The sequence below is a fragment of the Burkholderia sp. RS01 genome (assembly GCF_039748055.1).
Classification (GTDB): Bacteria; Actinomycetota; Actinomycetes; order Actinomycetales; family Micrococcaceae; genus Arthrobacter.
The window spans coordinates 19,837-43,730 of sequence record NZ_JBDLAK010000015.1 but is presented as its reverse complement, the minus strand read 5'-3'; the positions used below and the strand labels follow the sequence as shown (position 1 = coordinate 43,730).

18 protein-coding genes are annotated in these 23,894 nt (G+C 68.2%); 6 read left to right on the top strand and 12 right to left on the bottom strand.

Features of this window, described 5'->3' with window-relative positions; genetic code table 11:
* Positions 1-33 precede the first annotated feature (33 nt).
* Positions 34-747 (bottom strand): DUF3710 domain-containing protein, encoded by a 714-nt coding sequence (locus tag ABFP37_RS14560; protein WP_078026824.1) that lies wholly within the window; start codon positions 745-747, stop codon positions 34-36.
* Between the two features lie 126 nt (positions 748-873).
* Complete coding sequence (dut, locus tag ABFP37_RS14555; protein ID WP_347033995.1) at positions 874-1,419, bottom strand: dUTP diphosphatase; 546 nt, start codon at positions 1,417-1,419, stop codon at positions 874-876.
* Between the two features lie 109 nt (positions 1,420-1,528).
* Here dut and ABFP37_RS14550 point away from each other — a divergent pair, with 109 nt between their 5' ends.
* Entirely contained in the window at positions 1,529-2,017 is a 489-nt protein-coding gene (locus ABFP37_RS14550) for a DUF3093 domain-containing protein (RefSeq protein WP_078026826.1), read from the top strand.
* 44 nt (positions 2,018-2,061) lie between these two features.
* Here ABFP37_RS14550 and ABFP37_RS14545 read toward each other — a convergent pair whose 3' ends face one another.
* The gene (locus ABFP37_RS14545) at positions 2,062-2,361 is read right to left on the bottom strand and encodes a DUF4193 domain-containing protein (RefSeq protein WP_078026827.1); all 300 of its coding nucleotides are present in this window, start codon (positions 2,359-2,361) and stop codon (positions 2,062-2,064) included.
* A 260-nt stretch (positions 2,362-2,621) separates the two neighbouring features.
* Here ABFP37_RS14545 and sepH point away from each other — a divergent pair, with 260 nt between their 5' ends.
* A complete protein-coding gene (gene sepH / locus ABFP37_RS14540) occupies positions 2,622-4,028 on the top strand; it encodes a septation protein SepH (RefSeq protein ID WP_347033994.1) in 1,407 nt (468 codons plus the stop codon).
* Here the strand turns inward: sepH and ABFP37_RS14535 are convergent.
* The 4 genes from ABFP37_RS14535 to ABFP37_RS14520 all read right to left on the bottom strand — a co-directional run bounded on the left by ABFP37_RS14535 (position 4,025) and on the right by ABFP37_RS14520 (position 9,490).
* A complete protein-coding gene (locus tag ABFP37_RS14535; protein WP_078026829.1) occupies positions 4,025-4,741 on the bottom strand; it encodes a thymidine kinase in 717 nt (238 codons plus the stop codon). The genes sepH and ABFP37_RS14535 overlap by 4 nt on opposite strands.
* Positions 4,734-5,942, bottom strand: coding sequence for a nucleotide pyrophosphatase/phosphodiesterase family protein (locus ABFP37_RS14530; RefSeq protein ID WP_347033993.1), 1,209 nt, complete (start codon positions 5,940-5,942; stop codon positions 4,734-4,736). Before ABFP37_RS14530 ends, ABFP37_RS14535 begins: the two co-directional genes overlap by 8 nt.
* Positions 5,943-6,012: 70 nt before the next feature.
* Complete coding sequence (locus tag ABFP37_RS14525) at positions 6,013-6,756, bottom strand: DUF5998 family protein (protein WP_078026831.1); 744 nt, start codon at positions 6,754-6,756, stop codon at positions 6,013-6,015.
* A 43-nt stretch (positions 6,757-6,799) separates the two neighbouring features.
* Positions 6,800-9,490 (bottom strand): GNAT family N-acetyltransferase, encoded by a 2,691-nt coding sequence (locus ABFP37_RS14520; protein WP_347033992.1) that lies wholly within the window; start codon positions 9,488-9,490, stop codon positions 6,800-6,802.
* Positions 9,491-9,546: 56 nt separating this feature from the next.
* Between ABFP37_RS14520 and ABFP37_RS14515 the strand changes: the two genes are divergently transcribed.
* Complete coding sequence (locus ABFP37_RS14515; protein ID WP_078026833.1) at positions 9,547-12,057, top strand: DNA topoisomerase IV subunit A; 2,511 nt, start codon at positions 9,547-9,549, stop codon at positions 12,055-12,057.
* Positions 12,058-12,092: 35 nt separating this feature from the next.
* Entirely contained in the window at positions 12,093-12,611 is a 519-nt protein-coding gene (locus ABFP37_RS14510) for a DinB family protein (RefSeq protein WP_078026834.1), read from the top strand.
* A 198-nt stretch (positions 12,612-12,809) separates the two neighbouring features.
* Here the strand turns inward: ABFP37_RS14510 and ABFP37_RS14505 are convergent, their stop codons facing one another.
* Genes ABFP37_RS14505 through ABFP37_RS14490 form a run of 4 tightly spaced genes read right to left on the bottom strand, consistent with a single transcriptional unit; the run spans position 12,810 to position 20,021 of the window.
* Complete coding sequence (locus ABFP37_RS14505) at positions 12,810-13,820, bottom strand: GNAT family N-acetyltransferase (RefSeq protein WP_347033991.1); 1,011 nt, start codon at positions 13,818-13,820, stop codon at positions 12,810-12,812.
* A 9-nt stretch (positions 13,821-13,829) separates the two neighbouring features.
* Positions 13,830-17,345: a thiol reductant ABC exporter subunit CydD gene (gene cydD / locus ABFP37_RS14500; protein ID WP_347033990.1), complete on the bottom strand. Its 3,516-nt coding sequence runs from the start codon at positions 17,343-17,345 to the stop codon at positions 13,830-13,832.
* A gap of 6 nt (positions 17,346-17,351) precedes the next feature.
* Entirely contained in the window at positions 17,352-18,401 is a 1,050-nt protein-coding gene (gene cydB / locus ABFP37_RS14495; protein ID WP_078026837.1) for a cytochrome d ubiquinol oxidase subunit II, read from the bottom strand.
* 18 nt (positions 18,402-18,419) lie between these two features.
* Positions 18,420-20,021: a cytochrome ubiquinol oxidase subunit I gene (locus tag ABFP37_RS14490; protein ID WP_078026838.1), complete on the bottom strand. Its 1,602-nt coding sequence runs from the start codon at positions 20,019-20,021 to the stop codon at positions 18,420-18,422.
* A 273-nt stretch (positions 20,022-20,294) separates the two neighbouring features.
* On the opposite strand from ABFP37_RS14490, the gene ABFP37_RS14485 reads away from it, so the two are divergent.
* The gene (locus ABFP37_RS14485) at positions 20,295-20,681 is read left to right on the top strand and encodes a BlaI/MecI/CopY family transcriptional regulator (RefSeq protein WP_078026839.1); all 387 of its coding nucleotides are present in this window, start codon (positions 20,295-20,297) and stop codon (positions 20,679-20,681) included.
* A gap of 6 nt (positions 20,682-20,687) precedes the next feature.
* The gene (locus tag ABFP37_RS14480; protein ID WP_078026840.1) at positions 20,688-21,674 is read left to right on the top strand and encodes a M56 family metallopeptidase; all 987 of its coding nucleotides are present in this window, start codon (positions 20,688-20,690) and stop codon (positions 21,672-21,674) included.
* 77 nt (positions 21,675-21,751) lie between these two features.
* Here ABFP37_RS14480 and ABFP37_RS14475 read toward each other — a convergent pair whose 3' ends face one another.
* The gene (locus ABFP37_RS14475) at positions 21,752-23,860 is read right to left on the bottom strand and encodes a DNA topoisomerase IV subunit B (protein WP_078026841.1); all 2,109 of its coding nucleotides are present in this window, start codon (positions 23,858-23,860) and stop codon (positions 21,752-21,754) included.
* Between the last annotated feature and the right edge of the window lie 34 nt (positions 23,861-23,894).

The window sequence follows — 23,894 nt, the reverse complement described above, 5'->3', positions numbered from 1 at the left end:
ATGTGTACTGCCGCGCCCGGGGGTTGGCTGGTATCAACCAATCTGGGTGATCTCCGGACCGCGTTCGGGCTGCTCGAACTCCGGCGCGCCGGGCGGCACCGAGCCCGTGGCATCCTTGGGGAGCCGCAGCTGCAAGAGGTCACGGGGAGGCATGGGGTTGTCGCCGCGGATCACAACGATTTTACGGAACAGATCCTCCAGGCCGGCTGCCGCACCGCGGTCAATCGCTGCTTCGCCGCCGAATACCCCGCGGAGGAACCAGCGGGGACCGTCGATGCCGATGAACCGGGCAACGCGGTAGCCCTGGCTGCCGTCGGCAGCTCCGGCCGGCAGCTTGGCCACCAGCTCCGTGCCGAAGTCACCGGTGACTTCCTCCACCTGGCCGCCCTGGCTGCCCACGGACTGGCCGATCTGTTCGCGGATTTCCTCCCAGAGGCCTTCCGAGCGCGGCGCAGCGAAGGCCTGCAGCTGCAGGCTCGAGCCGTCCAGGTCCATGGTCACTGCCACGACCCGCTGCGTTGCCTCTTCGACCTCAAGCCTCAGCTGGAGACCCTCACGCGGTGCAATGAGGAGGGCGCCGAGATCCACGTAGCCGTCGCGGCTGCTGATCTCGGAGACATCGAAGGGGCCGGTGGCGCTGCGGCCGTCGGCGGCGTCGTCAGCTGAATCGGCCGCGATGTCCGCCTGGACGTCCTCAGGCTCTGCCGCCTCGTGCTTCTTGGCTTTCCTGCCACGCCCAAAAACCATGGGTTGTCTCCTTAGTTGTGATCTTGCCGCGCCAGCCCCGCAGGCGCCGCGTCATGTCTTGCTGACCGCCGGCGGCGTCGCGGGAGGCTTCGCCCTCGCGGAACGCTCGGGGTGTCCGGTGTGAAGCTAGGCGTCCGGAACGTTGAAGCCGCCCGTGGAGCCGAAGCCTCCGGCACCGCGGACGGAGTCGTTCAACTCCCCCACGGCGACGAACTGCGCATGCTCCACGCGCTGGATGACCATCTGTGCAATTCTATCGCCGCGGCGCAGTTCTATTACCTGGTCACGGTCGGTGTTTAGCAGCGTCACGGCGATTTCGCCGCGGTACCCCGCATCGACGGTGCCCGGCGCGTTAACCACCGTCAGCCCGTGTTTCGTGGCGAGGCCCGAGCGCGGGTGGATGAGGGCCACAAAGCCGTGCGGAAGGGCGATGGAGACGCCGGTCGGCACCAGCCGCCGCTCGCCTGGCTGCAGCACAACATCCTCGCGGGCCCGCAAATCGGCTCCGGCGTCGCCGGGGTGGGCGTAGGACGGTGCTTCCAGGCCGGCGTCGAGCATTTTCAATTGAACCTGCACAGTTGGCGACCCGAACCCTGCGGGAAAGGGCTCTGCCGGGCCGGCGGGTGCCGCTGCATGCGGCGGAGGCGTAATAGGCGTTGTTTCGTCAGTCACAGTCCCTCACTCTATCGCCCGCGCGGTGCATACTCCTACCGGCCGCGGGGGCGTTCGGCGCCGTACCGCGCGGGATGAAAAGACTCGGCAAAGGTGGAAAGCTGGGTGCATGCCCGATTCAAGCGCAGCCATGCCTGCCCACCACCAGTCCTCCCCCGATGAGACCGTTCTTTTCAGCGAAAAGCTGTGGCCCGGCGTCTGGATCTGGGTGGTCGCGGCGGGCATCGCCGGCGCCGGCATCCTGGTCTTTGCCCCCATCAGCATGGCGGCCGGGATCACGGCTGCCTGCGTGCTGTTTGCCATCGAGGCGGTCCTGCTGATTGTGTCCACCCCTGCCGTGACCGTGACGGCAGGGCGGCTCCAGGTGGGCCGGGCCAGCATTGAGCGCAGCCTCACGGGACAGGCGTCCGCCTACCGCGGCAGCGAGGCGACGGCGGAACGCGGCACGCGCCTGAACGGCCTTGCATACCTTTGCATCCGCGGCTGGATCGATCCCGTGGTGCGGATCGAGATCACCGACCCCTCGGACTCCACTCCCTACTGGCTGACTTCCACGCGCCGCCCGGACGAACTCGTGGCCGCGCTGACGGGAAAATAGGCAGACGGAAAAAATAGGCAGGTCGGCAGCCTGGCCGGTGGGGCCTAGCCTTCGCAGTCCTTGCAGTACAGGTGGCCGTCCTTTTCGCGGGCGATCTGCGAGCGGTGCCGGACCAGGAAGCATGAGGAACAGGTGAACTCGTCAGCCTGGGCGGGCATGACGCGGACCAGCAGCTCTTCACCGGACAGGTCCGCCCCGGGCAGCTCGTATCCTTCCGCGAGATCGGCTTCATCCTCTTCGACGACTGCCGTCGGTTTGTCGGCGCGGCGGGTTTTCAGCTCCTCGATCGAGTCCTCGTTGAGGTCCTCTTCGGATTTCCTCGGCGCATCATAGTCTGTCGCCATGGTCTGCTGTTCACGCTCCGTCGACTCGCTTGATTAATTCACCGTACACAACACCGAACACGTGCGATTTGTGCCCGATCACGGGCACATTTTTCCCTAAGCCGCAAGGAAAAGCCAGAGTCCAGCCGAAGACTGGCGATGCCTTGGCCCCACGGCACCGAAAGTCCCGGAATATCGCGGCGCGCCCTCCGTCCTAACAGGAAATGACCGCCTTGGGTGGCAGAGTTTCGATTGATAGTAATGCCAGGGTGGAGGATTGTATGCAGGATCTACGGCTTGTAGGCGTCCACGACGACGGGGAGCATCTCCTGTTAAGCGGCACCGGCGGCGAAATGTTCCAGTTGCCGATCAACGAAGCATTACGGATGGCGGCCAGCCGGCCCTCGGTGAGGACATCGGCGGCCAGTGTTGTGGCCATGTCCCCCCGCGACATCCAGGCCAGGATCCGCAGCGGCTCCACGGCTGCGGAGGTGGCGGCGGCTTCCGGCATGCCGCTCGAAAAAGTTGAACGTTACGAAGGCCCGGTCCTGGCCGAGCGCGAATACGTCGCCCAGCAGGCCCGCAAGGTGGAAGTCGCTTCGCCGGCCCCCGGCCACGACATCTACCGGTCGGCGTTCGGTGACAACCCCGCCACACTGGCCGACATGGTGGCCCACCGGCTCACCGCGCACGGCATTGATTCGTCCTCGCTTGAGTGGGACTCCTGGCGGCGTCCCGACGGCACCTGGACTGTAGTGGCCCGGTTTGAGGTCGCGCCGGGCGGTCATGCCAGCATTGGCGAAGAACCCCCGGCCATGTGGACGTTCAATCCCTCGCGCAAGTCCCTGCAGAACGCCAACCGTTGGGCGCAGCAGCTCAGCGAGCTGGAGCCCCTGGACGGGCCGGTGCCCGCCCGCCGGCTCTCCGCCGTCTCAGACCGGCCCTTTGATTTCGAAACCGATGCCGAGGCCGCAGCCCGCACCGGAGCAGAGCAGCAGAAGGACCCTGACGGGCTCCTGGACATGCTGCGCTCCCGGCGGGGCCAGCGGATCGGTGTTGACGAAGATGGCGATGACGCCCTCGCCCTGCTGCTGACCAACGGCGTCCCCGCGGCCCACCCGAGGCCTTCCGAAGTTCCTGCCGCCGTCGACACCGACCCGGAGCCGGAAGAGCAGGAACAGGGCCCGGCCGAAGGGGATCTGTCCGATTCCCCGGCCGCCCAGTTTGGCCAGCCGGGCCGCAGGCGCGATGGCCGGCCCTCGATGCTCTCCCGCCTCAGCCTTGCACCCCAGCACCAGGATTCCGACGACGATTCCCTGAAGCTGCACGACGGCGTCAGCACGGACACGCGGGAAATCACCATTGTGCCGTCCCGGCTGCGCCCAGTCAGCACTGCGGGTAAGGACACCGCCGCGGTTTCCGCGGCGGGTCCGGCAGCCGACGACGCTGCGGCGGACCAGCCTGCCGAGGCCCCGCAAAGGCCGGCGGCCGGCAACGTCGGGTTGGACGAATTGCTGGGCCGCGGTACTCCGCGCCGCCGGCTGGAAGCCAACCGGACACAGCCGGGCCAGGGAACCACGCCCCGCCCCGACCAGGAACGCGATGAACCCGAACGCCAGCCATCGAGGCCGAAGCGCTCCAGCGTTCCCAGCTGGGATGAAATCGTCTTCGGCACCCGGGGCGACTAAGCGGTCCTGTCGCCGGTCCCGTGCCAGAGGCATGCATCAACCTCGAACGGCAGCAACTGGTCCTGCTGGGCCATGATGTTGGCTCCGTGGGCGGTGACGCGGCGCATGAAATGGCGCCGGCACAGTGTCTCGTAGCCGACTGCCGGCATGTGGCCGGTCTCCGCGGACACCGCATCGCCTGCCATGTCGACGTCGCCCACCACCACCTGCGCACCTTCCATCACCATGACGCCGTCCACTGTCCTGGCGTTGTGCGTGGCGCGGCGCCCGCACCAGCACAGGGCTTCCACTTGGAGGACCTGGACGCGGTCCGCAAGTTCAATCAGCCGCTGCGATCCGGGGAAGAGCCGCGTGCGGAAATCTGCGGTGATCCCGAAAGCAAAGACGTCGACGTCGATCTCGTCCACCACCCGGGCAAGCTGCTCCACCTGGGCCGGCGAATAGAACTGGGCTTCGTCGCAGATGAGGTAGTCAACGCGGATCCCCCGGGTGCGGCGGAGCACCACTTCGTCCCAGAAATCGGTGGTGTCCACGACCTCGACGGCGTCCGTCTCCAGCCCGAGGCGGCTGGAGATACGGGACCCGCCGGCGCGGTCGTTGCGGCTGAACCGCACTCCGCCGCGTCCGCGGGCGCGGTGGTTGTAGTCCATCTGGAGCGCCAGTGTCGATTTTCCGCAGTCCATGGTGCCCGAGAAAAAGACGAGCTCAGCCACGGGCTCCCCTCCGGCCGGCGGGCTTCCCTGCCGCCTTGAAGCAAAGCAGCGGAACTTCCCGTTCCGCCTTGGTCAGGGAGCCGTGCTGACCCACCACCTCCAGGGCGGTCGCCCGCACGCGGCGGGTGTCGTACAACGCCAGGGCATCGCGGGCGGCGATCATCACATCCCCCACGCGCCCGGCAACTTCCGGCCGGACCGGGCCGAAGAGTCCGGCAGCCAGGGCTTCTTCCCGGGTAAAGGCCCAGATCCTGTCGCCGAACCGGCCGCGCCAGGCGTCCAGCAGCCGCTGCCGGGCGTTCCCGTCGGCACCGTCTTCCAGGTACAAGTGGACCATCCGCGGCTCGCCGGCCGTGTGCCGGACCCCGGCGACCAGCGCAGGCTCGGCGGAATAGTCGATGCGCTGGGCCTCGGCGACGTCAAGCATTCCGTGATCGGCTGTGACCAGGACTGTGGTCCCGGTAGGGAGGGTGGCGTCCAGGCGTTTGACGGTGGCGTCCAGCTCTTCAAGCTGATGCTCCCACTGCGGCGATTGGGAGCCGTAGCGGTGGCCGGCCTTGTCGAGGTCGTTCAGGTAGAAGTACATGAGGCTCGCGTCCGCCCCGGCCATCGCCTCGGCGGCGGCAGCGGTCCGGGCGTGCGAGGTGGTAGCAGAGATGAACCTGCCGCCGCGGAGCGCCGCGAGGGTCATGGGCGAGCTGCCGAACTGCGGAAGGCTGACGGTGGCGACGTCAACGTGCTCCGCCGCGCGCTCGAAGACCGTGGGGAAGGGCTGCCATTTCAGCGGGTCGACGCCGGCATCCCAGTTGCCCAGCATGTTGACCACCTTGTCCTGGGCCGGGTCCAGGACGTCGTATCCCACCAGTCCGTGCTGGCCGGGAGCGAGCCCCGTGCCCAGGCTGGCCAGGGAAGCCGCCGTGGTGGAGGGGAACGCGGAATCCAGCCACACGGGGACTGCGCCCTGCCCCTGCTGCATGATTCCGCGGAGGAAGGGGGTATGGGCGGACTTCTGCTTGAGCAGGCTGCGGCCCAGCCCGTCTGCGAGGACCACACAGATGCGCTTGGCCGGCGGCAGGCCCAGCGCGTTCTCGAACCCGTCCACACCCAGGCTGGCCGCCGCGCTGCTCAGTACTTCAGCGACCGAGCGGCGCCCGTAGGCCGGGGCGGCGGGCAGTTCAGCCGCTGCCGGTTGCGACTGCACGGCCGCGGATAGCTGCGGGGAAAGTGTTGACCGGGTGGCGGAGGAGGGCGTTTCGTGTTCCGGCCCCATCTCAGCGCTGGTGCCCGCGGCTCAGGCGGTTCGAGAACACGCCCATGCGGGGACGCGGCTGGGGTACGGGCAGCCCGTGCGGAACAGGGGCGGCGGACGCGGTGTTGACGGCCCGGAGGGCACGGGCAAACAGCTTGGCGTCCTGGACCGCCTGCAGTCCGTCCGCCTCGGCGCTGATGCGCAGGACGATGTCCTCCTGGGCGATGGTTCCGCTGTACCCGTGGTCGGCCTCGCACTGCGGATCGCCGCAGCTTGCCGGGCCCATGTCGAGCCGCTGCCCGCCGGACCAGGCAATGGAAAGGGTCACTTCGCGGACCGGATCCGACGGCTTGTAGTTCTGCGGCTGCGAGTACATGTAGCTCAGCACCACCGAACGGATCTGGGTCACGGGCACGGACTCCGTGGAAATCTGCGCGACGATCTGTTCGCCCGCCTCATCCAGCTGCTGGTCGTCAACGTGGGTGATCACCAGCATGTCGTCGGTGAGTACCAGCACGGTGATGTGCCGCCGCACCTCGGCGCGGTCAAAATGCGTCTCCAGGTGGACGAGGTGGGCCACGCAGTCGCGGCCGTCCAAGGCGTCATCGACGACGTCGGCCACCAGCCGGGGGTAGAAGCCGGCCTGCTGGAGCGCGCCTTCAAGGCTCTGGCCCTGGGCGCTGTGGTTGTGTGAGCCGTGGTGGAAAACCTGCTGCGGGCTGTGGTCGGGCGCTTGAGGCTTCGAGGTGGGAGGCTGGGAGCTCATTTCCCCATTTTCACAGATCGGCTTGGCACATGCTAACCCGGCGTCAACTGCGCATGGCCCGCCGTGCGCTGTCGGTCCGCTGCGCGGCGTTGCCGATCCGGACGTCGGCGGCCAGGATGAACGCCCCCTGGGGGGTGGCCTGGACGGGGTTGAACTCCACGAGGGCAATTTCCGGGTGGGCGTCCTTGAGCCGGGCCAGCCGTGCGGCCAGGTCCTCGAGGGCTGATACGTCCACGGCGGGCAGGCCCTGGTAGCCGAAGAGCTTGCGGGACGCCCGCGGGCTGCGGATGAACTCCCGCAGGTCGGCGGCGGACAGCGGCGGCACCCGGTGCGCCCAGTCGTCCAGCAGGTTCACCGCGTCGCCCGCCAGCCCGAAGGAGACCACGGGCCCCAGCAGCGGGTCCTCGATGGCCCGGAACGTGCAGGCCTGGCCCACCGGCGCCATCGCCTGGACCTCCAACGAGGACGAACCGTACGGCTCAAGGGCGCGGCGCATCTGGAGGATGTTCAGCCGCAGTGACTCCGCGTCCTGGATGTCCAGCCGCACGCCGCCCAGGTCCAGCCTGTGCCGCAGGGTCGGATCAGTGGTCTTGAGCGCCACCGGCCAGCCCAGTTTTCCGGCTGCCTCCACCGCCTCATCGGCGGTGTCGAAGCCGGCGGCGGGCAGCACGTCGATTCCGTAGTGGCCCAGCAGGCGGGCGGCGTTCGCGGAATCCAGTTGCTTCAGCTGTTCACCGCTGACGTCGGCCAGCAGCCGCTCGAGATCGGCATGGGCGGCTTCCGCGTCGCACCCGTCGGGTTCCGCAAAGAGGCCCTGGTCCCGCCCCGCCCACTCGGCGTAGCGCACCACCGCTGCCAGGGCGGCGACGGCGGCTCCGGGGTTTGAGTAGCACGGGACCGGCGACGTGCCGGCGTCCGCCGCCACCATTCCCTCGACGTACACGGACGGGTCCAGGATGCCGGTAAAGGCCGCGACCACGGGCTTTCCCGCCTCGGCCGAAGAGTCAGCCAGGACCCGGGCGATGTTCTCCACGGTCAGTCCCCGGGCCGGAAGGAACGCTACCACCGCCGAGTGCACTGGCTCCCTGGCCAGGACCTCCCGCAGCCTCTCCCGCAGGGCCGGCAGCGCGAGCGACATGCCGGCGTCGAGGTCCAGCTCCGCGACAAGTTGTTCCACACCGAGGCCGTGGGCGGACGCACTGTCCGCCACCACCTTCCCCAGCGCCCCCGAGTTGCTGAAGACCGCCACTCCGGCGCCCTTGGGCAGCGGCTGCCCGGACACGATCTGCGCGACGTCCATGAGCTGCTCGATGGTCTCCACGCGGATCACGCCCGCCTGGCGCATCATCGCATCCAGGGCATCGGCGGGGGCCTGCGTGGTCCGCACGGCATGACCGGGCGGAAGCTGCAGGCCCATGGAGTCGGACTTGGCCACGATGACGGGTTTGGTCAGGGCAAGCCGGCGGGCCAGCCGGGAGAATTTGCGCGGGTTGCCGATCGACTCCAGATACAGTCCCACGGCAGTGGTGTCGGCGTCGTCCTCCCAGAACTGCATCATGTCGTTGCCGGAAACGTCGGCCCGGTTGCCGGCGGAGAGGAAGGTGGAGATGCCCGCGCGGCGGCGGCTGGACGCCGCGTACAGCGCCACCCCGATGGCCGCGGACTGGCTGAACAGCCCCAGTCCGCCGCGCCGGGCCAGGCTGGGCGCCATGGAGGCGTTGAGGGAGACGGCCGGATTGGTGTTGACAATGCCCAGCGACGCGGGCCCGATCACCCGCATGCCGTTGGCCCTGGCCTGCCGGACAAGGGCCCGCTGGCGCGCCAGGCCGCGCTCACCGTCCTCGGTGAAGCCTGCCGAGGCCACAAGGACTCCCTTGACGCCGGCGGCTGCGCAATCATCCACCACCTTGGGGACTTCGTCGTACGGGACGGCGACAATGGCCAGCTGTACGGGCCCGGGCACTTCGGAGAGCCGGCCGAAGGACAGCATTCCGGCAAGCTCAAACGCCTCCGGATTGATGGCGTAGACGGGGCCGGTGAATCCGCCTTCAATGATGTGCTCCAGGAACTGGTACCCCACCTTGCCCCATTTGCGGCTGGCGCCGATCACGGCCACCGACGACGGCGCCAGCAGGTCCCGCACGCTCCTCGCCTCCGCGCGGTGCTCCCGGGATTCCATCACGGCGCGCGATTTGTCGGTGGGGTCGATGTTGAATTCCAGGCTCACCACGCCGTCGTCGAAATGGCGCTTGACGTCGTAACCCGCGTCGGAAAAGACCATCAGCATCTTGCGGTTCTCGGGCAGCACCTCGGCGCTGAACCGGCGGATCCCGTTTTCCCGGGCGGCTGCCGCCAGATGCTCGAGCAGGATGGATCCGATGCCGCGGCCCTGGTGGGCGTCGGCGATGTTGAAGGCCACTTCCGCCTCCGCGGGATCGTCCAGCCGGTCGTAGCGGCCGATCCCGATGATGTCCCCGCCGATGGTGATCACCAGCGCCACCCGGTCCCTGTAGTCCACCTCCGTGAACCGCTTGAGCTCCTTGCTCGAGAGCCTGGCCTTGAACGCGAAGAACCGCATGTAGATGGAGTTCTGCGACTGGCCCGTGTGGAACGCCTGCACCGCGTCAGAATCGGACGGGTGAATGGGGCGCAAGTGTGCCGTCCCGCCGTCCCGCAGGACGACATCGGCTTCCCAATATTCCGGATATACGCCGTCCGCGGGCTGATCCACCATAGGCTTAGCCTAGCCAAGACTCCCGAAGTGCACCCCAAAAAGGATTTACCAGCCCCATGGCCCGCCGCCAGAATTCAACCCCCGCAGGGGAAACCGTCCAGGACTACGTCGAAAACATCGTTGACATAGACGTCACTTCCGAGATGGAAGGCTCGTTCCTCGAGTACGCCTATTCGGTCATCTACTCGCGGGCCCTGCCCGACGCCCGGGACGGCCTCAAACCGGTCCAGCGGCGCATTCTGTACATGATGAGCGAGATGGGCCTGCGGCCGGACCGGGGCCACGTCAAGAGCGCCCGCGTGGTGGGCGAGGTCATGGGCAAGCTCCACCCGCACGGTGACACGGCCATCTACGATGCCATGGTCCGCATGGCCCAGGACTTCTCGCTGCGGCTTCCGCTGATCGACGGCCACGGCAACTTCGGATCGCTCGACGACGGCCCGGCGGCGCCGCGGTACACGGAGGCCCGCCTCGCGGCGGCGGCGCTCACGCTGACGGACCACCTCGACGAAGACGTGGTGGACTTCGTCCCGAACTACGACAACCAGCTCACCCAGCCGGAGGTCCTGCCGGCAGCGTTCCCCAACCTGCTGGTCAACGGTGCCACGGGCATCGCCGTCGGCATGGCCACCAACATGGCCCCGCACAACCTCGTGGAGGTCATCTCCGCGGCCCGGCACCTCATCGCCCACCCGGATGCCACGCTCAAGGACGTCATGCAGTTCGTCCCGGGCCCGGACCTTCCCACCGGCGGGCGGATCGTGGGCCTGGACGGCATCCGCGACGCCTACGCCACCGGCCGCGGGTCCTTCAAGACGCGCGCCAAGGTGGAGGTGGAACAGTTGTCCGCCCGCCGGACCGGCCTTGTGGTCACCGAGCTGCCCTACATGGTGGGCCCGGAGAAGGTGATCGAAAAGATCAAGGACGCCGTCAACGGCAAGAAGCTCGCCGGCATCAGCGACATCGTCGACCTCACAGACCGCAAGCACGGCCTGCGCCTGGTGATCGAACTCAAGAACGGCTTCAACCCGAACGCCGTGCTCCAGCAGCTCTACCGCTACTCGCCGATGGAAGACTCCTTCGGCATCAACAATGTCACGCTCGTGGACGGGCAGCCGCAGACCCTCGGCCTGCTCAAGCTGCTGACCGTCTACGTGGACCACCGGATCGACGTGGTGCGGCGCCGGACAGCGTTCCGGCTCGGCAAGAAGAAGGACCGCCTGCACCTGGTGGAGGGCCTCCTCATCGCCATCGTGGACATCGACGAGGTCATCCAGATCATCCGGTCATCCGACGAGGTGTCGGCAGCCCGGGAACGGCTGATGTCCATCTACGACCTCTCCGAGGTCCAGGCAAACTACATCCTGGAACTCCGGCTTCGCCAGCTGACCAAATACTCCCGGATCGAACTCGAGAAGGAGCAGGACCAGCTCCGCCGGGAGATCGAGGAACTCGAAGCCATCCTCGCTTCCGACGAGCTGCTGCGCGAGCTGGTGTCCGGGGAGCTGGCGGAAATCGCCGAGAAGTACGGCACCCCGCGGCGCACCGTGCTCCTCGAATCCGAGGCCGTCTCCCCCACCGTCGCGGCCGCGGCGCTCCCCGGGATCAAGGGCAAGGCGGCCCCGCTGGCCCTCGAAATAGCGGACGATCCCTGCTGGGCCATTCTTACGGCGTCGGGCCAGATCGCACGGACGTCCAACCAGGACAGCCTCGCGGAAGCCGGGCCGCGCTCGAAGCACGATGTATTCCGTTCCGTGGTCAAGACCTCGGCCCGCGGCGAGATCGCGGCGGTCACTTCGCAGGGGCGTATGCTGCGCATCCAGGTGATGGACATGCCGGTCCTACCTCCGATGTCCGGCCTGCCGAACCTGGCAGGCGGAGTGCAGGCCAGGGACTTCATCACGCTGCTCAAGGGGGAATCCCTCGTGGCCTTCGCACCGCTGGACGAGGTGCTGGCGATCGGCACCGCCCAGGGCGTGGTCAAGCGTGTCCAGCCCGACTATCCCCTGAACCGCGAGGACTGGGAGGTCATCGCACTCAAGGACAAGGACACCGTAGTGGGCGTTTCGCCTGCGGGATCCGACGACGCCGACCTCGTGTTCCTCACGGGGCAGGCCCAGCTTTTGCGGTTCAGTGCGGCCAACGTCCGGCCGCAGGGCCGGACCGCAGGCGGCATGGCGGGCATCAAGCTGGCGCCCGGCGACCAGGTGATGTTCTTCGGCGCCGTCGCCCCCGGTGACGACGCCGCCGTCGTCGTCACGATTTCCGGCACCGACGGTGCCCTGCCGGGCACCGCGCCGGGGGCCGCGAAGGTCACGGCTTTCTCCGAGTACCCCGTCAAGGGCCGCGCTACCGGCGGGGTCCGGGCGCACCGGTTCCTTAAGGGCGAAGACACGCTGCTGCAGGCATGGGCGGGGCACGGCCCGGCGAAAGCCTCGTCCCTCGCCGGAGTTGCCCGGTCCCTCCCACAGGAGCACGGCCGGCGCGACGGTTCCGGCATCCCGCTGTCCCAAGCGGTGGAGGCAATCGGGCCCAGCATGACCTGGGCCGACGAGCAGCCCGCCTGACCGGCGCCGGGCCGGATCCGGCCTACACTACTGCCATGCCTATCATCCCGGATGAAAAAGACTGGACGTGGGTCCTGTCCCGCCCGTGCAGCGACTGCGGATTTGATGCCTCCACCGTTACGCCGGCGACTGTTCCCGGCAGCGTCGAAAACATGCTGCCCCGCTGGCGCGCCGTACTCCGCCGGCCGGATGCCGCCGAACGCCCCGATGACAGTACGTGGTCGCCGCTGGAGTACTCCTGCCACGTCCGCGATGTCTTCAGCCTCTTCGACCAGCGCCTGAACCTGATGCTGGGCCAGGACAACGCTGAGTTTGCGAACTGGGACCAGGACGCCACCGCGGTGGAGAAGGATTACGCCAATGCGGACTCCGCCGTGGTGAGCGCCGAACTCACCGCGGAAGGCGAGCAGGTGGCTGCCTCCTTCGCCCGCGTTGCGGAGTCGCAATGGGGCCGGACCGGGCTCCGCAGTAACGGCTCGGAGTTCACCGTGCTGACACTGGCGCAGTATTTCCTGCACGACGTCGTTCACCATCTCCACGACGTCGACGGCTGACCGGGCCCGCCAGGAAACAATTCACTGCCCCCGGACCATTGCCTGTTGCGGCGCCGGTGAATAGTCTTTGGCTTGGGAGTGTCCGTCAAACCTGATTGGGGGGCGGCTTGAACGGTCTTCGCCTCGGGGGACACTGCCGTTAAGGGCTGGCTCCACGGTCTCTCCCGCGGCGGGTGGAGCCAGCTCCGGCAGGCCGGTTCAGAGGACCTTGTCCCAGGCCACGCTCCGGTTGACGGGGTGGTACCCCATCTTGAGATACAGCGCCAGCGCACCCGTCGGGTTTTCGGAATCCACGTCCAGTGAAGCCTTGTCCATTCCCGCGGCCGCGAACCGCCGCATGGCATCGGCCAGCAGGGCCTGCGCAATGCCCCGCCCGCGGAATTCACGGCGCACGCCCAGGAGTTCCGTGTAGCCCTCGCTGAAGCCGCGCGTCGCCGCGCTCTCGGGGTCATGGCTCGCCAGCTGGTAGCCGGCCACATCACCGGTGCCCGTTTCCAGGACAACCGCACTGAGGTCTGGGCGGGCCAGGGGGTCGTTGACGGTAAACCTCCACGATTCCTCGTCGCGCGGCTCGCTGCCCCAGTGATCGGCGAAGGCCTGGTTGTGCGCCAGGCGAACGGCTTCGCTCAGGTGCGGCTCCATGGTCACGAGCTCCAGGCCGGCGTCTAGGACCGCCTGGGGCAGCGGCCCTGCCAGCGGCCGGTGCATTTCATTGAAGTACCGGACCACGTGGTAGCCACTGCTGGCCAGGAGGGCGGCCTGGTGCTCATGCTTTTGCTCGATGAAAATCCTGAGCCGGGGTTCGGCACCGGGCCCGCCGGCAGCGCCGGCATCCTCCGCGAACCGCTGCCGCGTCCGCGCCTCCAGCCACTGCAGGAGGGCTGAGCCGACGCCGCGGCGCTGCCACTGCGGATCGACGCAGCCGAAGCCGTGCGCTTTCTCGCCGTCCCTGTTCTTGGAGATGCGGGCGTAGGCCCGCGGGACGCCGTCGGGGTCGAATCCCAGCACGGTGTTGGACCGGGGCGGGTTCTTCCGGGACTCCATGAGCTGCTCCAGTTCGGCGCGGTGCTCAAACCAGACGGGCTTCTCGGCCGCTGCCGTGCGGGCGATGAGCGCCGCCCACGAGTCGAGGTCCCCGGCCTCTGCGTTCCGCCAGTGCAGCGCCGGAAAGTCAACGGCGCAGGCGGCGGCAACATCGTTTTGCGTCATGGCATCAGGCTAACCGGCGGAAACTGAGCGCGCCATCACCCCGTCCACGTCCGGCCGGCCGTCCCCGTCGAGGGCAAGCAAGGCGTCATGGGGGCTGATGTCGGCCGGGTTGTGCGTTACCAGCACCACCGTCCGGGCGCTCAGTCCGGCCCGGAGGTCCGCCATCAGCTCCCGGCCCGATGCGGCGTCCAAATGCGCCGTGGGCTCATCGAGTAGGATCACGTCGGCCTTGGTCATCAGGGTCCGGGCAACGGCCAGCCGCTGGCGTTCGCCGCCGCTGAGGAACGCGCCGCCCGGGCCGATCCGCGTGTCGAGGCCGTTCTCCAGCCGGGCGACGAGCGGTGCCAGGCCGACAGCGGCGAGTGCGTCCCGCATGTCCCGTTCGGCGCCATCTCCGTCCGCCGCCTGCTGCCCCTGGCGTCCGAGCAGCAGGTTGCCGCGCACCGTGGAATCAAAGAGGTGGGCCTCCTGCGGACACCACGCCGCGGCGCCGGTGACTGCTATCGCTCCCCCGCTGGCCGGGAGGAAGCCAAGGGCCACGGCCAGCAGCGTGGATTTGCCCGCACCGGACGGCCCCGTGACGGCGAGCCAGCGGCCGGGTTCCGCGACGGCAGAGAGCCCGCTGAAGACGGTTCCGCCGCCGGGCCATGCCGCGGACAGTCCAGCCAGTTCCAGTCCGGCCCGGTCCCCCTGGCGCGCACCGGGCTTGACGGACACGCCCGCGTCCGGCCCGCCGGGGCTGAGGACACCGGACTCACCGATCCGCCGCAGCACGGCACGCAGGGCCGGGAACTGGCGCACCGCCGTCGTCGTGGCCGCAAACGGTTCCACGAGCGCCAGTTGCAACAGGACGACGACGGCGACCATCGGGGCCGCGACGGACCCCGCCAGCACCTGCGGCGCCGCCATGACGGCAGTGGCCAGCGCGCCGGCGCCGCAGGCGGCCACCGTCATCGCTGTGCCCAGTCCTTCGGCCCAGGCCGAACGCTGGGCGGCACGGGTGGCCGCGCGGTCCAGGGATCGGATGTCCGCGAGCACGGGCAGAGCCGCGCCGTTGGCATGCAGTTCGGCCCTGGCGTCGAGCGCTGCAGCGATGCGGCGGAGGACTCCGGAGCGCAGACGCTGCTCGGTGGTTGCCGACATCCGGTCTGCAACGAGTGCGGCCGCCGGCGCCGCAACCAGGCTGGCCACAGCCGCGGCAAGAACGGCTGGCAGGGCGGCCGGCAGTATCCACGCCGAGGTGCCCGCGGCGGCGGCCGCGACGGCGAGCGCCGTGACCGGCGGCAGGACAACCCGCGGAAGCAGGTCCCGGACGGTGTCGACGTCGTCGATGATGGCACCCAGCACGTTGCCGCCCTGCAGGAGGCGCCGGAGGGACAGGGCCCGCTGGCTCAGCGACTGCCAGAGGGTGCCCCGCAGGACGGTCAGTGAGGCGAAGACGGTTTCATGCACCAGGAGCCGTTCGCAGTAGCGCAGGACTGCCCGGCCGATTCCGAAGAACCGGACACCCACGATGGCCGTCAGCAGGTACAGGATGGGCGGCTGTTCGCTTGCCCGCAGGATGAGCCACCCCGACAGGCCGGAGAGTGCTGTGGCAAAGAGCGCGGCCAGTATGCCGACGACGCCGGCCAGGGCGAACCTGCCGCCCACCGGTGCGAGCAGGCGGCGCAGGAGCATGGCCGTCGGAGGAGCGGAGGGCGGGGTGTGCGCGGCACCGGCAGTGTGCGCGGCGCGGGCGGTGTGCGCAGCGCGGGCGGTGTGCGCAGCGCGGGTAAATTGCGCGGTTCCGTAGCCGGAGCCGACAAGCTGCCGCCCGGATGCCGCCGTGATGCCGCCGGCACCCGGCGCTTCGGCACCTGCGGCTTCTGTGGCTCCGGCGGCACGGCCGGACCCCGCCAGCGGCACCAGTTCGTCGGCGAGCTCGCGTGTCTGGCGGTCATGGGCCACCAGAATGACCGTGGCCCGGCCGCGCAGGGCCCGGATGGCGTCATGGACCACGTTGGCTGATGCCCGGTCCAGGTGCGCCGTCGGCTCGTCGAGCAGGAGGACCGTGGCGCCTGCCTCGATGCGGGCCAGGCCTCGGGCAAGGGCAACGCGGCGCAGCTCGCCGGGGCTGAGTTCGGCCGGGTGCTTGCCGGCCAGGTGCCCGGCGCCGGCGGCCGCAAGACAGCGCAGCACGTCACCGTCCGGTGCCGGGTCCGCGGTCCCCGGGCCGGTGCCGGCCTGGCCCGCGGCTGTCTGGCCGTTAGCCGTGAGATAGAGCAGGATCTCGTCCCGCACCGTCTCCGCCACCATCACGGGGTGCTGAGGCACCCAGGCAACGTCCCCGGCCATGTAGCCGCCGACGACGCCGCTCACGTCGGCGCCTCCTCCGGAGCCGATGATGCCGGCGAGGACGCCAAGGACCGTGCTCTTGCCTGCTCCGCTGGGGCCGTCCAGCGCGGTGACCAGGCCGGCCGGTGCCGAAAAGGTGAGGGGGCCGACGGCGGCGCCCTGCCTCCCCGCGTAGCTGACGGTCAGGTCCCTGACGGTCAGGTCAGCCGGAACGGCCAGCCCGGTCTGGCCTGGCGGCACGGGCTCCAGCCGCTGCTGCCCGGCTGCTTCCAGCACCGCCGTCGTTTCCGTGAGTGCGGCCCTGCCGTCGTCGCTTGCGTGGTGTGCCGTTCCCAACTCCCGAAGGGGCAGGTAGCAGTCCGGCGCCAGAATCAGCGCGAGCAGGCCGGCTTCGAGGACCATGTCGCCGTGGACCAGCCGGACGCCGATGAAGACGGCCACCACTGCCACCGAGATCGTTGCGATCAGCTCCAGGGCCAGGGCGGACAGAAATGCGGTCCGGAGGGTCCCCATGGTGCGCGACCTGTACTCCTCGGAGATTTCCTCCAAGGCTCGGCGCTGGGCTGAAGCGCGGCCCAGGCCAACCAGCACCGGCAGCCCCTTGGCCAGTTCAAGCATGTGCGCGGACAGCCGGGCCAGCGCCGCCTGCGCTTCCTGGACCCTGTCCTCCGTGTAGCGGCCGATCAGCACCATAAACACAGGCACGAGCGGAACCGTCAGCACGATCACCACCGCGCTGACCCAATCGGCGAGAAGGATGCGGGCGCCCAGCAGCAACGGAATGGCGGCGCAGTTCACCAGTGCCGGGAGGTACTGGGTGTAGTAACTGTCCAGGGCATCCAGCCCCCGGGTCGCGAGCACGACCAGCCCGCCGTCGGCGGGGCCGGCCTCGCGGACACCGTTGCGCAGCGCCGTTTCAAGGAGCCGTGCACGCAGCTCCTCCTTGACGCCAAGGGCGGCCCGGCGCGAGGCGACTCCCTGCGCCCAGACGGTCAGGGACCGGAGGAGGACGCCTGCCGCCCCCCAGCCCAGCTGAGCAGCCCAGGCGGCGTCGTGCGCCATGAGCCCGGCCAACACGGAGGCCACGGCCTGGGCCATGAGCACCAGGGACAGGGCCTTCAGCGCTGCGAGCAGGCCAAGGCCGTAGAGTGCGCGGCGCGTTGAGGGACCGGCGGGGAACTGCGATCTCACGGCCGGTTAGTCATTCCTGGTGAAGGCCTTGGCGGCAACCGCCGGCAGGAAGCTGTGCGCCTCCGGGATGTGCGAGGCGCTGACCCGGCGGCGGAACACCCAGTAGGTCCAGGCCTGATAGGCGATCACCAGCGGCAGGCCGACGCATGCCACGATGCTCATGAGGCCCAGCGTGTAGTCGGACGATGACGCGTTGGAGATGGTCAGGCTGAACGCGGGGTCGATGGTGGACGGAAGGACCACCGGGAACACGGCTCCGAAGATGGAGGCCGAACCGCACAGCAGGAACACGCCGACTGCAAGGAAAGCCCGGCCTTCGTTGCCCCTCCGGGCCTGGAGCCAGGCGGCAGCCGCCGCGACCACCGCAACGGCGAGCACGGCCACCGTCCAGGCCTCGCCGCTGAGCAGCTGCACGCTGACGGCCCAGCCGGCCAGCGGAAGCAGCAGGACCGGCAGCAGCCGCACAAACCAGCGCCGGGCCCGGTGCCGCACATCGCCGTCGGTCTTCAACGCCAGGAAGGCCAGGGCGTGCAGCAGGGCGAACCCCGCCACCGCGAACCCGCCAAGCAGCGCGTATCCGTTGAACCAGGAGAACGGGCCGCCGTCGCGGTCTCCGTTGGCGTCCAGGGGCAGGCCCGTTGTGGTCAGCGCCAGGGCGGCGCCCACCCCGAAAGCGGCAAGGAAGGATCCGGCCGCGATGGCCCAGTCCCAGGTGTTGCGCCACCGGTCGGTGTCCACCTTGCCGCGGTACTCAAATGCAACCGCCCGGAAGATCAGGGCGACCAGAACCAGGAGCAGCGGCAGGTACAGGGCCGAGAAAAGGGACGCGTACCAGAACGGGAACGCCGCAAAGGTGGCACCGCCCGCCGTCAGGAGCCATACCTCGTTGCCGTCCCAGACGGGACCGATCGTGTTGAGGAGCACGCGGCGTTCAGTGTTGTTGCGGGCAAAGATCTTCATCAGCATTCCCACCCCCAGGTCGAAACCCTCGAGGAAGAGGTATCCGGTCCACAGGACGGCGATGGCGATGAACCAGATGGTCGGCAGCAGTTCCATGCTCAGTATCCTCAGCTCTTAGTAGGCGAATGCCAGGACGTCGTCGGCTGTTCCGGACTTCCCCGGCCCGCCCGGGCCCGGAATGTTGTCCTCGTTCTCGTCAACCGGTGCGTGGACCAGTTCCGGCATGGCCGAAACGACGCCGCCGCGGACGTACTTGACGAGGAGTTTCACCTCCACCACGAGCAGCACCGCATAGATGGTGGTGAGCACGATCAGTGACGTGAGGATCTCACCGGCTGAGACTCCGGGCGAAACGGCCGCCGCGGTGAACATGAAGACCTGGTCGATGCCGTTGAGGTCGGGGTTGGGCGCCACGACGAACGGCTGGCGGCCCATCTCCGTGAAGATCCAGCCGGCGGCGTTCGCACCAAACGGAGCCAGGATGCCGAACACGGCGAGCCTCATGAGCCAGCGGGACTCCGGCACGGTGCCGCGCCGGGTGACCCACAGGGCCAGGAGTGCGGCCAGCGCCGCGACGCCCCCGAAGCCGATCATCATGCGGAACCCCCAGTAGGTGACCTCCATGACGGGCACGTACTGGACCTCTTGGCCGGCCCGGTCGCCGTAGATCGGGTCATTCGGCACGTGCGTGCCGTAATCGGCCTTGTACTGGTCCAGGAGGCTGTTGACGCCCTTGACCTCGGTGGTGAAGTCACCCTTGGCGAGGTAGGAGAGGATGCCCGGGACCTCGATCAGCGCCACGATGTCGTCGCAGTTCCGGGACCCGAGGTTGCCGACGCTGAGGACCGAGAAGCCCGTCCCGTCGTGGCAGGCGGCCTCGGCGGCGGCCATTTTCATGGGCTGCTGTTCGAACATCAACTTTCCCTGCAGGTCTCCGGTCAGCGCGGTGCCTGCGAAGGAGATCATGGCGACGACGGCGCCGATCCGCAGCGAGCGGATCCAGACGGTGTGGTCGGTAAGGTCGCGTCCCGGAATGTCGGCAGCGCCCGGGATGACCTTGCCGTCGGCCCCGACGGTGTCGATGCCGTCCCTGCGCCGCCGCCAGAGGTGGTACCAGGCGATGCCGAGCAGGAAACCGCCGGCCACCGCGAGTGCGCCGAAGAGGGTGTGCGGCACGGCCACGAGTGCGGTGTTGTTGGTAAAGACCGCCCACGCGTCGGTCATGACCGGCCGGCCGTCGATCATCTTGACGCCCACCGGGTGCTGCATCCAGCTGTTGGCCACAATGATGAAGTACGCGGAAAAGAAGGATCCGATCACGGCGATCCAGAGGCAGGCCAGGTGGACGCCTTGCTTGAGCTGCTTCCAGCCGAAGATCCAGAGGCCCAGGAAGGTCGATTCAACGAAGAACGCCAGCAGCGCTTCCAATGCCAGCGGAGCGCCGAAGACGTCGCCCACGAACCGGCTGTATTCGCTCCACGCCATGCCGAACTGGAATTCCTGCACGATTCCGGTGGCCACGCCCATGATGAAGTTGATCAGGAAGAGCTTGCCCCAGAATTTCGTCATCCGCAGGTAGGCCGGGTTGCCCGTCCGGTGCCAGATGGTCTGGATGACTGCCACGACGAGGCCCAGGCCAATTGTCAGCGGCACCATCATGAAGTGGTAGACGGTGGTGATCCCGAATTGCCAGCGTGCGATTTCCAAGGCTTCCAAGGCGGTCCCTACTTTTGGCTAGGTCTCAAGCTCTCATGCGCTGTTTTCTACGTTACGTAGAACATCAACTTCTACAGAGTGTAGAACACGGCATCCGACGCTGTAAACATCGTTACACCGCCCGCGCCGGGCTGCAATGAGACGCGGCGCGCCACGCCTTCTACTTCATGTAGAAAGAACGGCACAAACACGCTAGATTTGAACTTGAAGAATTGGAATCACAGCACGGGGCCAGCCGGCCCTAAGGCAGTGCGTTGTCAAAAGGATGTACACATGGCAAGTCTTGGGGAACTGGAACGGGCGGTCATGGACCTGCTCTGGGCGGGCCACGAAGCAGCCACCGCCAACACGCTGCGGGATATGCTCGCGCAGAGCACGGTTGCCCATGGCGGCGCAGCGGGGCACGAGGGCAAGGACCTGGCAGTCACCACGGTCCTGACCGTCCTGTCGCGCCTTGAAAAGAAGGGCCTGGTGGAACGGGAACGCGGCATGCGGCCCCACCGCTACCAGGCGGTATCCAGCCGCGAGGACCACACCGCCGAACTCATGCACGAGGTGCTGGGATCCGCCCCGGACCGCGAGGCCGTTCTCGCCCGGTTCATCGGATCCGTCACCGAAAGTGAAGCCGAGACGCTGCGCAAACTGCTTGGCCACAGCTAGCGGCAGATGTTCTGGACCTCATACTTCCTGGCGGTCCTGGCGATAGTACTGGCCTGGCCGGTGCCTATCCTCCTTTCCCGCGCCCACTGGCCGGCCCGGGATCCGTTCACGGCCATGCTGCTCTGGCAGGCCATCGGCCTCGCCGGCGGCCTGTCGATGATCGGCGCCATGCTGGTCTACGGCCTCGAACCGGTCGGGGACAACCTAATCGCCGGGCTGCAGGCCCTGGCCGGAATGGTGCTCCACAACGCACCCACCACGGCGCTGGGCTTCTGGCACCTGTTTGCGCTCTCCGCGGCCGCCCTGCTGACGGCGCACCTCGTCTTCACGCTGCTGCTGACCTATTACAAGATCGAGCGGCAGCGCCGGCGCCACCGTGAACTGCTGGCGCTGCTGGCCTCGCCTTCGGCCGACGGCACGGGCACCGTGGTGATCAACCATGACTCGCCGGTGGCGTACTGCCTGCCCGGCGGGGCCCGGTCCGTCACCGTGCTCTCCGACGGACTGATGGCAGCACTGGAACCCGCGGAGCTCCGCGCTGTCCTCATTCACGAGAACGCCCACCTGAACCAGCGCCACCATCTACTGCTGTGGGCCTTCGCGGCCTGGCGTCAGGCCCTGCCCTGGCTGCCCACCACCCGCCTCGCCCAGGAAGCCGTGAACTCCCTGATCGAGATGCTCGCCGACGACGTCGCCCTCAGGACCGAAAGTAAGGTGACGCTGATTAAGGCCATTGCGATCGTGGCCAGCGGCTCCGCCGTTCCGCAGGCGGCACCGGCCATGGGCCCGGGCGTACTTCCCGGCGCTGGCCTGCAGCTGCCGGACGGCTCCGCCGGTTCCGGCTCGGCAAGCACGACGGCGTCACGCGTCAGCCGTCTTCTCTCGCCCCGGCCACCACTTCCCGCCGCCCTCCGCGCCGCAGTGGTGGCGGTCTGCGTCCTGCTGCTGGCCATCCCCACCGCACTGCTGATTGTGCCCGGCCTGCTCGGCTGATTGCTCGCGGCTGGCGGCTTCCCGCTGACAGCGCCGCACTGAGGTCCGGCCGGGGTCGCCGCGCCGGCCCGCGGGCCTCAGGCGTCGATGCGGTCCCGGTCCAGGCTCGCGGCACCGGCGATGATGAAGTCCTTCCGCGGTGCAACGTCCGATCCCATCAGCAGGTCGAACGTGGCTTCGGCATGCTGGGCGTTTTCGATGTTGACCTTGCGGAGCATGCGGTGCCGCGGATCCATGGTGGTTTCAGCCAGCTGCTCGGCGTCCATCTCCCCCAGGCCCTTGTAGCGCTGGATGGGTTCCTTGTACTTCTTGCCGTCCTTGGCCAGCCTGGCCAGCAGCGCATGGAGCTCAGCTTCGGAGTAGGTGTAGATCATTTCGTTGGCCTTCTGGCCCGGGTTGATGACCTCCACCCGGTGCAGCGGCGGCACTGCAGCGAACACCCTGCCCTGTTCAACCATGGGGCGCATGTAGCGGAAGAAGAGGGTGAGCAGCAGCGTGCGGATGTGGGCCCCGTCCACGTCGGCGTCGGTCATGAGGATGACCTTGCCGTAGCGGGCGGCCTCGATCGCGAAGCTGCGCCCCGAACCCGCTCCGACCACCTGGATCAGGGCGGCGCATTCCGCGTTGGAGAGCATGTCCCCCACCGATGCCTTCTGGACGTTCAGGATCTTGCCGCGGATGGGCAGCAGGGCCTGGAAGTCGGAGGACCGGGCCAGCTTCGCGGTGCCGAGGGCCGAATCACCTTCAACGATGAACAGTTCCGAGCGGGCGACGTCGTCGGTGCGGCAGTCCGCCAGCTTCGTGGGCATCGATGACGTCTCGAGGGCGGTCTTCCGGCGCTGCGTCTCCTTGTGGACGCGGGCGGAGATGCGCGACTTCATCTCGCTGACGATCTTCTCCAGCAGCAGCGCCGACTGTGCCTTGTCGTTGCGGTTCGCCGAGTTGAGCTTGGCCGCAATCTCCTTTTCCACCACCCTGGCCACAATCGCCTTGACCGCGGAGGTGCCCAGGATCTCTTTGGTCTGGCCCTCGAACTGCGGCTCAGCGAGCCTGACGGTCAGGACGGCGGTCAGGCCGGCAAAAATGTCGTCCTTCTCGATTTTGTCGTTGCCGGCCTTCAGCTTCCTGGCGTTGGTCTCGACGGCCTTGCGGAACGTCTTGACCAGGGCCTGCTCGAAGCCTGCCTGGTGTGTGCCGCCCTTGGGGGTGGAGATGATGTTGACGAAGCTGCGGACCGCGGTGTCGTAGCCGATCCCCCAGCGCAGTGCGACGTCCACTTCGCAGTCCCGTTCGACCTCCGCCAGCTTGCTGTGGCCTTTGTCGTCCAGCACGGGGACGGTTTCCTTGAACTTCCCGGCGCCGTGCAGGCGCCAGACGTCCGTCACGCCGGAGTCGATCGCGAGGAATTCCACGAACTCCGAGAGGCCGCCGTCATGGTGGAACACTTCCTCGTGCGGGCCCAGCTCCCCCGGCGTGCCTGCGAGCTTGCGTTCGTCCCGCACCGTGAGCTTCAGGCCCGGCACCAGGAAGGAGGTCTGGCGTGCGCGGGCGGCCAGTTCGTCATACGAGAACTTGGCGTCCGGCGTAAAGATTTGCCGGTCCGCCCAGTAGCGGATGCGCGTTCCGGTCACGCCCCGTTTGGCCTTGCCCACGACGTCGAGCACGGAATCGTCCACGAACGCGGTGAAGCTGGCGGCCGGATCGGGCCGCGGGCCGCTGTCCTTGAAGCGGCCGGGCTCGCCACGGCGGAAGGACATCTTGTAGGTTTTGCCCCCACGGTCCACTTCCACGTCGAGCCGTGCGGACAGCGCGTTGACCACCGACGCGCCCACGCCGTGCAGGCCGCCCGATGCGGTGTAGGAGCCGCCGCCGAACTTGCCGCCGGCGTGGAGCTTGGTGAAGACGACCTCGACGCCGGTGAGGCCGGTCTTGGGTTCCATGTCGACGGGGATGCCGCGGCCGTCGTCGTGGATTTCGACGGAATTGTCCGCGTGCAGGATGATCTTGATGTCGTGGCCGAAGCCCGCCAGGGCCTCATCGACGGAGTTGTCGATGATTTCCCACAGGCAGTGCATGAGTCCCCTGGAGTCCGTGGAACCGATGTACATGCCCGGACGCTTGCGGACAGCCTCCAGGCCCTCCAGCACCGAAAGGTGGCGGGCGGTGTAATCAGAACTCGGTGTCACAGGTCGTGAACTCCTTCAGCAACGGGCCTGGTGA

Coding starts and splice junctions, on each gene's coding strand:
- ABFP37_RS14560 (WP_078026824.1), bottom strand. CDS start 747: ATGGTTTTTGGGCGTGGCAGGAAAGCCAAGAAGCACGAGGCGGCAGAG.
- ABFP37_RS14550 (WP_078026826.1), top strand. CDS start 1,529: ATGCCCGATTCAAGCGCAGCCATGCCTGCCCACCACCAGTCCTCCCCC.
- ABFP37_RS14545 (WP_078026827.1), bottom strand. CDS start 2,361: ATGGCGACAGACTATGATGCGCCGAGGAAATCCGAAGAGGACCTCAAC.
- sepH (WP_347033994.1), top strand. CDS start 2,622: ATGCAGGATCTACGGCTTGTAGGCGTCCACGACGACGGGGAGCATCTC.
- ABFP37_RS14525 (WP_078026831.1), bottom strand. CDS start 6,756: ATGAGCTCCCAGCCTCCCACCTCGAAGCCTCAAGCGCCCGACCACAGC.
- ABFP37_RS14520 (WP_347033992.1), bottom strand. CDS start 9,490: ATGGTGGATCAGCCCGCGGACGGCGTATATCCGGAATATTGGGAAGCC.
- ABFP37_RS14515 (WP_078026833.1), top strand. CDS start 9,547: ATGGCCCGCCGCCAGAATTCAACCCCCGCAGGGGAAACCGTCCAGGAC.
- ABFP37_RS14510 (WP_078026834.1), top strand. CDS start 12,093: ATGCCTATCATCCCGGATGAAAAAGACTGGACGTGGGTCCTGTCCCGC.
- ABFP37_RS14505 (WP_347033991.1), bottom strand. CDS start 13,820: ATGACGCAAAACGATGTTGCCGCCGCCTGCGCCGTTGACTTTCCGGCG.
- cydB (WP_078026837.1), bottom strand. CDS start 18,401: ATGGAACTGCTGCCGACCATCTGGTTCATCGCCATCGCCGTCCTGTGG.
- ABFP37_RS14485 (WP_078026839.1), top strand. CDS start 20,295: ATGGCAAGTCTTGGGGAACTGGAACGGGCGGTCATGGACCTGCTCTGG.
- ABFP37_RS14480 (WP_078026840.1), top strand. CDS start 20,688: ATGTTCTGGACCTCATACTTCCTGGCGGTCCTGGCGATAGTACTGGCC.